This is a genomic window from Bacillus songklensis (genome assembly GCF_042649685.1).
In the GTDB taxonomy this organism is placed as follows: Bacteria; Bacillota; Bacilli; order Bacillales; family Bacillaceae_H; genus Bacillus_BA; species Bacillus_BA songklensis.
Genome location: NZ_JBHRZT010000020.1, coordinates 733560 through 745775, shown reverse-complemented (window position 1 = coordinate 745775; position 12216 = coordinate 733560). Strand labels below are relative to the sequence as shown.

Below are 12216 nucleotides of genomic sequence, written 5' to 3'. Positions count from 1 at the left end.
CAAATTCGACAAGTCGGCCCATTTAAAGCACGAAGTATAAGGGCGTTAAAGCCAAGGGGCGCAACCCATACATTGGTTCCGGCGGCTTGTTCTAAAGCAGGCGGGAAAATTATATTGCCAGCTCCAAAAAACAACGCAAACAACATTAAGCCGACTGTCAACGTCTCTTTTTTGATAACATTTTGTTCATAATTCCTCTCACAATTTCATGAAGATTAAATCCGTGATACATACTAACATAGATTATGAAAAAAAATGTCGATTTTTAACATAGTCAAAATATTACAAGAAAAGTGTTCGTTACTTGTATCAGATTTCAAAAAATGTCTTAAATATGATAACATAAATTGATATTCGACACGCTGTACGCACCAGGGAGGTTTCGGTGATGATATACTTGGATAACAGTGCGACTACACCACCTTATCCAGAAGTAGTGGACTCATTCTCAAAAGTGTCCACTCATTATTATGGTAACCCATCTTCACTCCATCAATTTGGAATGGAAGCAGAAAATTTATTAACTCGTGCACGCGAGCAAATGGCAGAGCTATTGGGCGTCCAATCTAAAGAAATTATTTTTACATCGGGGGGCACTGAAGGGAACAACTTGGCTATAAAAGGAGTAGCCTTTCAATATCAAACACGAGGAAAACATATCGTTACAACGACTATTGAACATGATGCCGTGCATCGGCCGCTTCAACAGCTGGAGCAACTTGGATTTGATGTAACCTATGTTCCTGTCGATCAACATGGCTTTGTAAGTACGGAAGATATTGAATCAGCGATTCGCCCTGATACCATATTAGTTTCCGTTATACATGTCAATAATGAGATTGGCTCCGTTCAGCCTGTTATCGAAATTGGAAAAATGCTGAAAAAACATCCAAAGGTCGTATTTCATGTCGACCATGTACAGGGAGTCGGGAAAGTACCATTGAATATAAGAGAAGCGAATATTCATTTATGCACCATTTCCGGTCATAAATTTCATGGGCTAAAAGGAACAGGTGCTTTATATATAAAAGAAGGGGTAGTGCTTTCGCCGCTCTTAAGCGGAGGGTCCCAGGAGTTTCAGCTTCGATCAGGAACAGAAAACGTGGCTGGGGCTGTCGCGTTGGCTAAGGCATTAAGATTGACAATGGACCATTATCAAAAAAATGTTCATCGCATTTCAGCCATGAAGGAACAGCTGATAAAGGCACTGGAAAAACATGACGGCATTGTGGTGAACACGCCTGTTGAACATTCCGCGCCTCATATTGTTAACATCACAGTTAAAGGATTAAAGGCAGAAGTATTTCTTCATAGCCTAGAAAAGAAGGGGATTTTTGTCTCCACCACGTCAGCTTGTTCATCGAAAAAGAAGCAGCCGAGCAAAACGTTGTTAGCGATGGGGAGAAGTGAAGAAGAAGCTGATCAGGCAATTCGTATCAGCTTTTCTTACTTAAATATAGAAGAGGATGTCAACTACATCATTCAATCCATTTTCACATCCATAGAACAATTGAAAGAAGTAATGAGGGATTCCAGATGATTTATGATCATATCTTAATTCGTTATGGCGAAATTTCAACAAAGGGTCAAAACAGAAAGAAATTTGTCGGGCGTTTAAAACGAAACATTAGTGATGTCCTGGAGCGTTTCTCCAATATCTTCATCGAGCATACTCGGGACCGCATGTACATTCGACTAAACGGCGAACAGCATGAACCTATTATGAATGAACTAAAAAAAGTATTCGGCATTCAAAGTTTCAGTTTAGCAATCAAAGTGAACAATGACATTGAACAAATCAAGAAAGCGGCTTTAAATGTCATGAAGGAGCATGATCAAGAAAATACAACTTTTAAAGTAACAGCAAGAAGAGCGTATAAACGGTTTCCGTTGGATACAAATGAACTGAACTATGAGATAGGAAGCCATATTTTAAAAAACACAGTTCATTTAAAAGTAGATGTGCGTAATCCCGACATAAACCTGCGTGTAGAAGTAAGAGAGGATGCAACTTATATCACGAGTTTAAATGTGCCGGGAGCAGGCGGTCTTCCTGTAGGTACGAGCGGAAAAGCGATGTTAATGCTGTCGGGAGGAATTGACAGCCCTGTAGCCGGTTATTTGGCGATGAAAAGAGGATTGGAAGTGGAAGCCGTTCATTTTTACAGTCCTCCGTTTACAAGCGAACGCTCAAAGCAAAAAGTAATAGATTTAGCGCAAAGGCTAACTAATTTCAGCGGAAAAGTAAAATTGCACATTGTCCCGTTTACAGCCGTTCAACAAGCCATTCAAAAGCAAGTCCCCGAAAACTACACGATGACCTCAACAAGAAGGATGATGTTGAAAATTACGGATCGTTTACGTCATAGACATCAAGGGTTGGCCATTGTGACAGGGGAAAGTTTGGGACAGGTGGCAAGCCAAACATTAGAGAGTATGTTTGCCATCAATGACGTTACAACGACGCCCATTCTTCGTCCGCTTATCACGATGGATAAAACGGAGATTATCGAGATTGCCAAAGAGATTGATACACACGATATTTCGATTCGTCCATATGAGGACTGCTGTACCATTTTTACTCCAGCAGCACCTAAAACACGCCCCAAACGTGATAAAGTAGAACGGTATGAGCAGTTTATTGACTTTGATTCATTAATCGAAGAGGCCGTAGAAGGAACAGAAACAATAGAGTTAACGACAGGGAAAGCAAAAGCAGCACAAATAGAGGAAGATTTATTTTGAATAATTTGTGAATAATTACCAGGATTTTTTTGTATGAAGCCATGTGTTTTGACACATTCTATACTCACAAGGAGGTGAAAACACATGGCAAACAACAACAACAGAAACCAATTATTAGTTCAAGGCGCTCAACAGGCTATCGACCAAATGAAATATGAAATCGCATCTGAGTTTGGCGTAAACCTTGGTGCAGACACAGCTTCCCGTGCTAACGGTTCAGTTGGTGGTGAAATCACTAAACGTTTAGTACAAATGGCTGAGTCACAACTTGGAGGCGGAAGCTTCTAATCACACAAACAACAAAATATACGATGGCTACAAAGGGTGGGGCTTGTCCCCACTCTTTTATAGTGTCCTCTTTTTCGTTTATAATACTTATAAATCCATTTTTAGGTAAAAAGTGAAGATTTAAGCTATTGCGGGGGGTTTGAACGTACATATGAAGTATTTCAAAAAGTGATAGACGGTGAAAATGTAAACGATCCGGACCATATCCCTGATGCTGAAGTAGTCATGACAGTGATCGAGAATGTCGCCATGTATGAGAGTAAATCAAAATTATCAATATGGAAGTCACAATAAAAGCTGGAATGATCTGATGTAGAAATACCCGCATATAAACAATCATCGCGGAATCGAGATTGGCGTACCGCTTGAAGGAATGCGCCATCTCCACCGATAGCTACAATAATATTTGCTTCCTGCATATTGTCGACTATCTTGAAATCGTATTCTGCTGCAAGCTGATAAAGTGATTGAACTTTTGCGACGAGTTCTTCGCTTTTCTTATAAAATAAATAAACATTACGACGATTAGGCATGTTGTCTCCCCCTTGTTTTTATGCGATAAATCGGCATATGAAAAAAATTCCTGCAAATCAAAAGGTTTGCTAAAATAATTATATCATTCTTTCTGGAGTAATTGAAAGAATGGTTGGACAATTTAGAATATTGGATCAGGAGGCATTAAATGAATAAGAAAAGATGGATTGCGTTAGGTATTGCCCTTGCTTTATTTTTGATTTCAAATCTTGTTAACCTTGCAACGACGGCTGTTTTCTCCGGTATAGGAGAAGAAGGGATGTCGGGTTTTTTTCAAGGCGCGGATGAAGGATTTAATGAAACTCTTCTAGAGGATGGAGATCCGACAAAGAAAATTTTAGTTCTTGAGTTAGAAGGAACCATTCAAGATACCGGAGATGCTTCTTCCCCTTTTATGAATCAGGGGGGATACAATCATGATGATTTCTTGAGCATGATTGAACAGGCCGAAAAAGATAAGAGTGTGAAGGCATTGTTGCTTAAAGTGAACTCTCCTGGTGGTGGAGTAGTCGAAAGTGCCGAATTACATAAAAAATTAATGGATTTCAAAAAGAAGACGAAAAAGCCGTTATATGTATCCATGGGTACGATGGCTGCTTCCGGCGGGTATTATATCTCCACAGCTGCTGATAAAATCTACGCTATCCCTGATACTTTGACTGGCTCTTTAGGAGTCATCATGCAGGGGATTAATTACAGTGGATTAGCGGAGAAGTATGGAGTGAAATTCCAAACCATTAAAAGCGGGCCGTACAAAGATATTATGTCTCCTTCAAGAGAGATGACGGAAGAGGAAAGAAAGATTATGCAAACACTGGTGAACAATGCGTATAGCGGATTCGTTCAAGTCATAAAAGAGGGGAGAAGGATGCCTGAGGAAAAAGTCCGTCAAATTGCTGATGGGCGCGTTTATGATGGAAGACAAGCAAAAGAGCTTGGATTGATCGATAAACTCGGTTATACGGAAGATGCGATAGCCGATATGAAAAAAACAGCATCGCTGCACAATGCCCAGGTCATTGAGTATGAACAAACATTTAGCTTGCCATCTTTCCTTTCGGCGAAATCTCAGCAATTATTTTCGGATGATGTAGAGCTGGCTGGTCTAATGAAGGTGTTATCAACGCCGAATTCGCCAAGATTAATGTATTTATATGCTGAATAGAGGTGAGGAAATGAACGACTATGAAACGCATACCGAAAAACAGAAAGAAGAGCATGAATCAAAAGCGATCATGCTGCCGGAACCTGAAAAGGAGAAGATGTACATATGGTACGCCGGCTTTTGGATAAGGTTTTGGGCTTACCTTCTAGATTTACTAGTAGTAATGAGTATCCAGCGGCTGTTGGTTACTCCATTATTTAAAGGAATGGGGGGTGTGCGGGATGACGGATTGTTTTCTCCGGTAAACGTTATGATGGCTTTGATTTTTTACCTCTATTTTGTTTTCATGACAAAACGTTTCGGACAGACCATTGGTAAAATGGTATTCGGATTAAAGGTTATTAGTTTAACAGATGAACGGCTCACCTGGTCTACAGTTATTTTTAGAGAACTGGTAGGGCGGTATATTTCAAAAACAGTCTTACTCCTTGGATATATTGTCGTGGCGTTTACAAAGAAAAAAAGAGGGTTTCATGATTACTTTTCTGAGACCTCTGTCATTTATGAAAATAAGCAGCCGCACCTTCTAGAGCGCAGTAAAATTCAAATTGAACAGTGACGAAACACAATCGCTGTGCACCTTTATCTTACACTCCCCTTTACTTCCAGGGGAGTTTTTTTATTGTATGGGAAAGCATAAATCGCGCTTTTCTAATTGGACTTATGTTAAAGTCTAGTATTTATAATCGGCTCATTCACTTTCATTTTAAGTAACAAACATGCGAACTGGCCATTTGACATGAATGGGTCAGCATAGCGAAAAATCAATACGGTTTTTGATGAAAAATATAAAATCTATAAATTATCGCTTTTATAGACGGGAAAAATAGAGGGAATAGTTTGAACTGGGGGAGGAATGGACATAATGGAAGGCTGAGAAGGAGTGAAGATCCGTGCTATGGGTTTGGTTATTGGCGGCAGCTTTCTGTTTATTTGTCTTTATTATTCTTATTAGCAAATTGAAAATTAAACTGAATTTAAATCACTCACAAGATAACGATTTCCATCAAATCAAATTTTCATTATGGTTTGGCCTGATTCGCTATACATATAAAATTCCAGTTGCAAAAGTAGATAAAGATTCTTCCACTCTTGTCGTTAAAGAAGAGCAGCAGCAAGGCAGCCGACAGAAAGGGAGAGGGGAGGAAAATCAATGGAAAGATTACTCCATCCAAGATGCCATGGATGCAATTCAGAATGCGAAAGAGCTTCTTAAGCAAGTGGTAGGGCTTCAAAAAATTATGAAACAGTTTTTCAGCCATATCTCCGTTGAAAGAATTCGCTGGAATACCATGATTGGGATAGGAGATGCCATGTATACGGGAGTGGCAGTTGGAATGGCCTGGTCTCTCAAAGGCTTGATTATTAGCCTGATCAGCCGTTACATGAGATTAAAAGACCCTCCAATCATGCAGGTTATCCCTTCCTTTCAGTCCCCTGTCTCAGAAACAAGGTTCCAATGTATGATTTCATTTCGAATCGGGCATGCTATTGTAACGAGTTTACGAATTCTCAAACGTTGGAAAAGGTTCCGTAAAAAACGGGATCAGCGCTTAGAAAATGTGCAATCTGACAAGATTCATTCGGTAAAAATGTGAGGAGGCTAACAATATGTCAGAACATCCTATTAAAAGCTTAATGTCAACAGCAATGGAAAATTTAAAGGAAATGATCGATGTAAATACCATTATTGGTGATCCGGTTGAAACACCTGATGGGAGTGTCATTTTAACCGTCTCTAAAGTAGGTTTTGGATTTGCGGCAGGAGGAAGCGAATTTTTTATAGAGAACGGACAAAAACAATCTGGTCAAAACGGTCAAGGGCAGGGCCAAAACCAAGGACAAGGCCAAAACCAAGAGTCTAACCTTCCGTTTGGAGGCGGAAGCGGAGGCGGTGTTTCTATCACTCCGATTGCTTTTCTAATCGTAAGTCCAACAGGAATTAAAATGCTTCACTTAAATGAAGGAACACACTTGGTAGAGAAGATTTTAGATACTGCACCGCAAGCGATGGAAAAGATTCAGCAAATGTTTAAAAATAATAAAAATAATCAAAACCACCAGCAAAACCAACAGCAAAACCACCAGCAAAACAATCAACAAGGACCATCGATGGGAATGTAGGCATCCATCCGGTATTATAAATAGAAAAAATCGCTCCTTTGGAAAAGACAAGAACTTTTGGTATCCAAGAGCGTTTTTTTTCTGGACGCACAGGACGTGCTAACGAAGACGTTCTTGCAGGACGCATAGGGTTGTTACAGGGCGTAAGTGTTTTTAGCCGCAACTGGGACGTCGTGTAGCTAGTCTTCGTTCCTTAATTCATATTAAATTTGAAGATAGAAAAGTTGAAATAATTGCATTCTTTGTTTATTGAAGATAAGATGGACAGTGTACATAATTTTTTAAAAAAGGGAGGAATTTTTCATGGCTTTAACATTTAAAGGAAAACCGGTAACATTACTCGGCAGTCAAGTAAAGGTAGGGGACAAAGCTCCAAACTTCACAGTTTTAGCAAATGATTTATCTGAAGTAACACTTGACGATACGAAAGGCTACGTTCGTTTAATCAGTGTAGTTCCTTCTATTGATACGGGTGTATGTGATGCTCAAACACGCCGCTTTAACGAAGAAGCATCAAAGCTTGACAATGTAAAAGTTTTAACGGTGAGTGTAGACCTACCATTTGCTCAAAAGCGCTGGTGCGGTGCTAACGGTATCGAAAATGTACAAACTCTTTCTGATCACCGTGATTTATCCTTTGGTGAAGCTTACGGTGTTGCCATTAAAGAATTGCGTTTATTAGCACGCGCTGTATTCGTAGTAAATGCTAATGACGAAGTAACATATGCAGAGTATGTGAATGAAGTAACAGACCATCCGAATTACGAAGCGGCAATCGAAGCGGCAAAAGCAGCTAAATAATATCATAACGATGATGTTAAGCATAAAGGGGCTGACTCAAAAGCCTCCAGATGACGGTAATCATCCATTTTTTCTGTGATGGACCGTCACCGCCATGCTTGATTTTCCTGGATTTTTAATGACGGTCCATCGCAGGAGGGTGTCACAAAAGTAGGTTCTTTGTACTTTTTGGGACACTCTCTTTTTTGTGTTGTTAAACAGGTTTATGATAAAATGGGATGTTCTAATAATATAAATATTCCTTATTACATAGAAGTTCAAATGAATAGGAGGAAATGAGATGAACGGTTTAACACAGATGGAAGAATTATTTGGGGTGATTGATCAAACAGCTATTATTTTACGTAAGGAATTGCAATGCTCGTATTTAGAAGCGGTAGCCGAAACTGGAGAGAACTTGTTTCATGAAACAGTTTTGCAGAACGAACTAGATGAAGTGACTCAAAAACGCTTAGAGAAGGAATACGATAAAATCAAATTAAATAAATACGACAAAGAGACCATCCGCAAAGCCTACCAGTTAGCGATTTTAAAAGGGATGAAGGAAGCGACACAGCCGAATCATCAAATGACACCAGATGCCGTAGGGCTTTTTATGAGTTATTTGATCAGAAAGCTCATGGCAGGAAAAAAGGATTACTCTATATTGGACCCTGCAGTCGGAACGGGAAATTTATTGACAACCGTTTTGAATTATGAAGAGTTAAAAGCGAAGCAAGCATATGGCATCGATGTTGATGATCTGTTGATTAAATTGGCTTATGTCAATGCAAATCTGCAAGAACACCCTGTTCAGCTTTTCAATCAGGATAGCTTGCAGCCCTTATTTATCGATCCTGTAGATTTAGTCGTATGCGATTTGCCGGTTGGATATTATCCAAATGATATGGGTGCGGCCTCTTATAAGGTCAAAGCTCAAGAGGGTCTTTCTTATGCCCATCATCTCTTTATTGAACAAAGTTTAAATTATACAAAGCCAGGCGGTTATGTGATGGTGCTTGTTCCTAATAATTTATTTGAAACAGAACAAGCCCCTTGCTTGCATGAATTTTTAAAAGAAGAGGCGGTTATCCAAGGATTGATTCAACTCCCGCTTTCATTGTTTAAGAATGAAAACTCAGCCAAAAGCATTTTTATTCTTCAGAAAAAAGGAGAGGGAGTCGTTCCTCCCAAGCAGGCTTTGCTTGTTGAACTGCCAAAGTTTACAAATAAGGAAGCAATGAATCAGATCATGACCGAGATCGACAAATGGTTTCGAGCAAAACGCGGATGAGCGACGTTTCTGAATAGTACGAATTTAGTGGATGCCTATTAAAAATAGGCGATAACTCTTGAAATAAACAGCTTGCGGTGATTAAATGTATAAGGATAGAAAGCGTGTCGAATTGCATAGAATATTGTAGAGACGAAATTCAACATGTACGTACAGAAGAAGGAGCTGTTTTGAGTTATGTCAAAAATTATGGCCATTAATGCGGGCAGTTCATCATTAAAGTTTCAATTGTTTCAAATGCCAAGTGAAAATGTTTTAACAAAAGGACTTGTTGAACGTATTGGACTTAATGATGCTGTTTTTACTATTACAGTAAACGGGGAAAAGCAAACAGAGGTGACAGATATTCCGGATCATGCTGTTGCCGTAAAAATCTTAGTTGATAAATTGCTTTCTACGGGCATTATTAAGTCTTATGATGAAATCACGGGTGTGGGCCACCGTGTTGTTCATGGCGGGGAGCGTTTTAACGATTCTGTATTAATCACAGAAGAAACGCTAAAAGAAATCGAAGAGCTATCAGATTTGGCGCCGCTTCATAATCCTGCTAACGTAGTTGGTATTAAAGCATTCCAAGAAATTTTGCCTAACGTTCCAGCAGTAGCGGTATTTGATACAGCATTCCATCAAACGATGCCAGAACAATCTTTCTTATATAGCTTACCTTATGAGTACTATGAGAATTACGGAATTCGCAAATACGGTTTCCATGGCACCTCTCATAAGTATGTTTCACAACGTGCGGCGGAATTGCTTGGACGTCCAATCGAGCAACTGCGCTTAATTTCTTGTCACTTAGGAAATGGTGCAAGTATTGCGGCAATCGAAGGCGGCAAATCAATTGATACTTCAATGGGATTCACGCCGCTTGCGGGTGTAGCGATGGGAACTCGTTCAGGTAACATTGACCCGGCCTTAATTCCTTATATCATGGAAAAAACGGGAAAAACAGCTGAGGAAGTTATAGATGTATTAAATAAGAAGAGCGGTATGTTAGGTATCTCTGGCTTTTCAAGCGACCTTCGCGATATTACACAGGCAGCTGAGGAAGGAAATGAACGTGCAGAACTAGCTTTGCAAGTATTTGCAAGCCGTATCCATAAATACATCGGTTCTTACGCAGCACGCATGTCAGGGGTAGATGCCATCATCTTTACGGCCGGTATCGGAGAGAATAGTATAGAAATTCGTTCTCGTGTCCTGCGCGGTTTAGAGTTCATGGGTGTATATTGGGATCCTGCATTAAACAACATTCGCGGTGAAGAGGCATTCATTAGCTATCCTCACTCACCAGTGAAAGTGATTGTCATCCCGACAAACGAAGAAGTAATGATTGCACGGGACGTTGTTCGCCTAGCAAATATCTAAATCCACCTAAAGAATTTGTGATATGAGTAAAAGCCGCCCATGCGTAAATCATTTAACATGAGAACGTTTTTTGCTCATGTTAAATGATTTATGTAGATTCATATACATATCTCTGTAGCGAAAGATTCTTCTGTCAAACAAGATGGAAGGATCTTCTTTTGTTTTGGCTTTGTTAAAGAACCATGCTGATTTTTAATGGTTCCTGCTCGCTCATGCGGAAAGATTATCTCCAGGGGCCGATTCAAAAGGCCATCCTTCCATATCATAAAAATCTTTTAATTAAATGAGTCTCTATGAAAACCATTGATTTCACTAGATCCTCCATGATGATTCATTTGATGTTGGGACACCCCCTGCACTGGTTTTTAAATGATCGTTATGTTTTTTGTTATAATGAATAATAAGAGTGTCTGTCAGAAAGGATGGTAAGCCTTGTTAACAAAGCGGGATGAACTTATGTTACAGGAAATACGGGAATGGAGGCAGGAGCTTCAAGCCTACACTCCTCATGACCTTCAGCTTACATATGCACAATGGCTTGAACAGACAGTATCGATTGTTCCTCAAGATGTCCGCCTCACATACATTAATAAATTAGACGAATGGCTGTTTCATGTTAGTGCTTGGCTTCAAGATTCAGCCGTGCAAAAGAAGGCCAAAAAGCAGATTCTAACATCAGCAAGGGCGCTTTATGGTGACATCGAGCAAATCGAAGGATTAAAACAGCTCACGATCGATCAGCTTACATATTTGGCGGAACAGCAGTTAGCCAAGCAACGGTTTTATTCGTTAATGCAGGGAGCATTAACGGGGACAGGATCCTCTCTTTTCTTGAGCCTGGATATGCCTGTATTGGTTTTACTCAATTTACGAGCAGTACAATTAACAGCCATGAGTTACGGATATGAAATCAAATCACCATTTGAACTTATGCTGTCACTAAAAGTATTCCATGCAGCAAGTCTCCCAAAGCAATGGCAAAATGAAGGGTGGGACTATTTAGTTCATGAATTGGAAACCCATGAGCATTCCTTTTTTTACGAGGGTAATGAAAATGTTCTTGATGAAACATGGTTTGAAAAAAACGTGAATCAGTTATTAAAAACAATTTTACTCATACTAATGAAAAAAAGCGTGGCAAAACGCAATCCAATATTAAGCATGCTGGTAGCGGGAGTGATGAACTATCAATTTACCCGTCAAGTAACCGAGTATGCAAAACGCTTTTATCAGTATCGTTATTTACGTGAAAAGGGCAGGGATCATAATGAATCATAAACAGCATATTGCACATGCGCCGGACACTTTGCGTTGTGCTGTCATTACAGTGAGTGATACGCGTACAGAGGAAACAGATAAGAGCGGCCAGCGTATTATCTCTCTTTTACAAGAACAGGGGCATGAAGTGCATCTATATAAAATTATTAAAGACGATGGAAACAGCATCGAGGAGACTGTATTGGAAGCGGTAGGACAACATGATATTCATGCCGTCATCATCAACGGCGGAACGGGTATCGCAAAAAGAGATGTAACGATTGAAACAGTAAAACCGCTTTTAGAGAAAGAAATAGTAGGATTTGGAGAATTGTTTCGGATGTTAAGCTATACAGAAGATATCGGTGCGGCAGCAATGCTAAGCAGGGCGATCGCCGGTGTGAGAAATGATAAAATTATTTTTTCATTGCCGGGCTCAACGGGAGCGGTCACATTAGGGATGAACAAACTGATTCTTCCTGAGCTCCGACATATTATTAGTGAGATTCATAAGTAAGGGGCTGGCTCGAAGACAAAAAAGCATGTCTTCGGGCCAGCCTCCTTTCGGCTTAAAGCATTGTTTTCTTCCCTTTTGGGTATGTTAGGGGACAATTCTTTTTTATGTGAACAATTATGGAGGCATTCGATTTTGATTCCTTAT

General features: G+C 39.8%; 13 protein-coding genes and 1 pseudogene. 12 read left to right on the top strand and 2 right to left on the bottom strand.

Going from position 1 to position 12216, the window contains the following annotated elements:
• Positions 1-47: 47 nt before the first annotated feature.
• Positions 48-176, bottom strand: a pseudogene (locus tag ACFOU2_RS06770) (branched-chain amino acid transport system II carrier protein); the annotation flags it as partial.
• 212 nt (positions 177-388) lie between these two features.
• Between ACFOU2_RS06770 and ACFOU2_RS06765 the strand changes: the two are divergent.
• From ACFOU2_RS06765 to ACFOU2_RS06755, 3 genes are all read left to right on the top strand, one after another.
• Entirely contained in the window at positions 389-1540 is a 1152-nt protein-coding gene (locus tag ACFOU2_RS06765; protein ID WP_377913622.1) for a cysteine desulfurase family protein, read from the top strand.
• Complete coding sequence (thiI, locus tag ACFOU2_RS06760) at positions 1537-2745, top strand: tRNA uracil 4-sulfurtransferase ThiI (protein ID WP_377913441.1); 1209 nt, start codon at positions 1537-1539, stop codon at positions 2743-2745. The genes ACFOU2_RS06765 and thiI overlap by 4 nt, the downstream gene beginning before the upstream one ends.
• Before the next feature lie 84 nt (positions 2746-2829).
• Positions 2830-3033 carry a small, acid-soluble spore protein, alpha/beta type gene (locus ACFOU2_RS06755; protein ID WP_377913439.1) on the top strand — a complete coding sequence of 68 codons (204 nt, stop codon included), beginning with the start codon at positions 2830-2832 and terminating at the stop codon, positions 3031-3033.
• Between the two features lie 161 nt (positions 3034-3194).
• On the opposite strand, the gene ACFOU2_RS06750 is transcribed toward ACFOU2_RS06755, so the two are convergent.
• The gene (locus ACFOU2_RS06750) at positions 3195-3566 is read right to left on the bottom strand and encodes a hypothetical protein (RefSeq protein ID WP_377913437.1); all 372 of its coding nucleotides are present in this window, start codon (positions 3564-3566) and stop codon (positions 3195-3197) included.
• Between the two features lie 149 nt (positions 3567-3715).
• Between ACFOU2_RS06750 and sppA the strand changes: the two genes are divergently transcribed.
• The 9 genes from sppA (at position 3716) to ACFOU2_RS06705 (ending at position 12072) form a co-directional block, all read left to right on the top strand.
• Positions 3716-4732, top strand: a complete 1017-nt coding sequence (sppA, locus tag ACFOU2_RS06745; RefSeq protein ID WP_377913435.1) for a signal peptide peptidase SppA — start codon at positions 3716-3718, stop codon at positions 4730-4732.
• A gap of 10 nt (positions 4733-4742) precedes the next feature.
• The gene (locus ACFOU2_RS06740; protein ID WP_377913433.1) at positions 4743-5291 is read left to right on the top strand and encodes an RDD family protein; all 549 of its coding nucleotides are present in this window, start codon (positions 4743-4745) and stop codon (positions 5289-5291) included.
• A 334-nt stretch (positions 5292-5625) separates the two neighbouring features.
• Positions 5626-6330, top strand: a complete 705-nt coding sequence (locus tag ACFOU2_RS06735) for a DUF2953 domain-containing protein (protein WP_377913431.1) — start codon at positions 5626-5628, stop codon at positions 6328-6330.
• Between the two features lie 13 nt (positions 6331-6343).
• Positions 6344-6856: a GerW family sporulation protein gene (gene ytfJ / locus ACFOU2_RS06730; RefSeq protein ID WP_377913429.1), complete on the top strand. Its 513-nt coding sequence runs from the start codon at positions 6344-6346 to the stop codon at positions 6854-6856.
• Between the two features lie 303 nt (positions 6857-7159).
• Complete coding sequence (gene tpx, locus ACFOU2_RS06725) at positions 7160-7657, top strand: thiol peroxidase (RefSeq protein ID WP_377913427.1); 498 nt, start codon at positions 7160-7162, stop codon at positions 7655-7657.
• A gap of 280 nt (positions 7658-7937) precedes the next feature.
• Positions 7938-8930, top strand: coding sequence for a class I SAM-dependent methyltransferase (locus ACFOU2_RS06720; protein WP_377913425.1), 993 nt, complete (start codon positions 7938-7940; stop codon positions 8928-8930).
• A 177-nt stretch (positions 8931-9107) separates the two neighbouring features.
• Positions 9108-10298 (top strand): acetate kinase, encoded by a 1191-nt coding sequence (locus ACFOU2_RS06715; protein WP_377913423.1) that lies wholly within the window; start codon positions 9108-9110, stop codon positions 10296-10298.
• A 432-nt stretch (positions 10299-10730) separates the two neighbouring features.
• On the top strand, positions 10731-11576 hold the full coding sequence (locus ACFOU2_RS06710) for an EcsC family protein (RefSeq protein WP_377913421.1): 846 nt from the start codon (positions 10731-10733) through the stop codon (positions 11574-11576).
• Positions 11566-12072 (top strand): MogA/MoaB family molybdenum cofactor biosynthesis protein, encoded by a 507-nt coding sequence (locus ACFOU2_RS06705; protein WP_377913419.1) that lies wholly within the window; start codon positions 11566-11568, stop codon positions 12070-12072. Before ACFOU2_RS06710 ends, ACFOU2_RS06705 begins: the two co-directional genes overlap by 11 nt.
• Positions 12073-12216: the final 144 nt, after the last annotated feature.

What these genes read in the sequence shown, in the direction of transcription:
- ACFOU2_RS06765 (WP_377913622.1), top strand. Translation starts at nt 389, where the DNA reads ATGATATACTTGGATAACAGTGCGACTACACCACCTTATCCAGAAGTA.
- thiI (WP_377913441.1), top strand. Translation starts at nt 1,537, where the DNA reads ATGATTTATGATCATATCTTAATTCGTTATGGCGAAATTTCAACAAAG.
- ACFOU2_RS06755 (WP_377913439.1), top strand. Translation starts at nt 2,830, where the DNA reads ATGGCAAACAACAACAACAGAAACCAATTATTAGTTCAAGGCGCTCAA.
- ACFOU2_RS06750 (WP_377913437.1), bottom strand. Translation starts at nt 3,566, where the DNA reads ATGCCTAATCGTCGTAATGTTTATTTATTTTATAAGAAAAGCGAAGAA.
- sppA (WP_377913435.1), top strand. Translation starts at nt 3,716, where the DNA reads ATGAATAAGAAAAGATGGATTGCGTTAGGTATTGCCCTTGCTTTATTT.
- ACFOU2_RS06740 (WP_377913433.1), top strand. Translation starts at nt 4,743, where the DNA reads ATGAACGACTATGAAACGCATACCGAAAAACAGAAAGAAGAGCATGAA.
- ytfJ (WP_377913429.1), top strand. Translation starts at nt 6,344, where the DNA reads ATGTCAGAACATCCTATTAAAAGCTTAATGTCAACAGCAATGGAAAAT.
- tpx (WP_377913427.1), top strand. Translation starts at nt 7,160, where the DNA reads ATGGCTTTAACATTTAAAGGAAAACCGGTAACATTACTCGGCAGTCAA.
- ACFOU2_RS06720 (WP_377913425.1), top strand. Translation starts at nt 7,938, where the DNA reads ATGAACGGTTTAACACAGATGGAAGAATTATTTGGGGTGATTGATCAA.
- ACFOU2_RS06715 (WP_377913423.1), top strand. Translation starts at nt 9,108, where the DNA reads ATGTCAAAAATTATGGCCATTAATGCGGGCAGTTCATCATTAAAGTTT.
- ACFOU2_RS06705 (WP_377913419.1), top strand. Translation starts at nt 11,566, where the DNA reads ATGAATCATAAACAGCATATTGCACATGCGCCGGACACTTTGCGTTGT.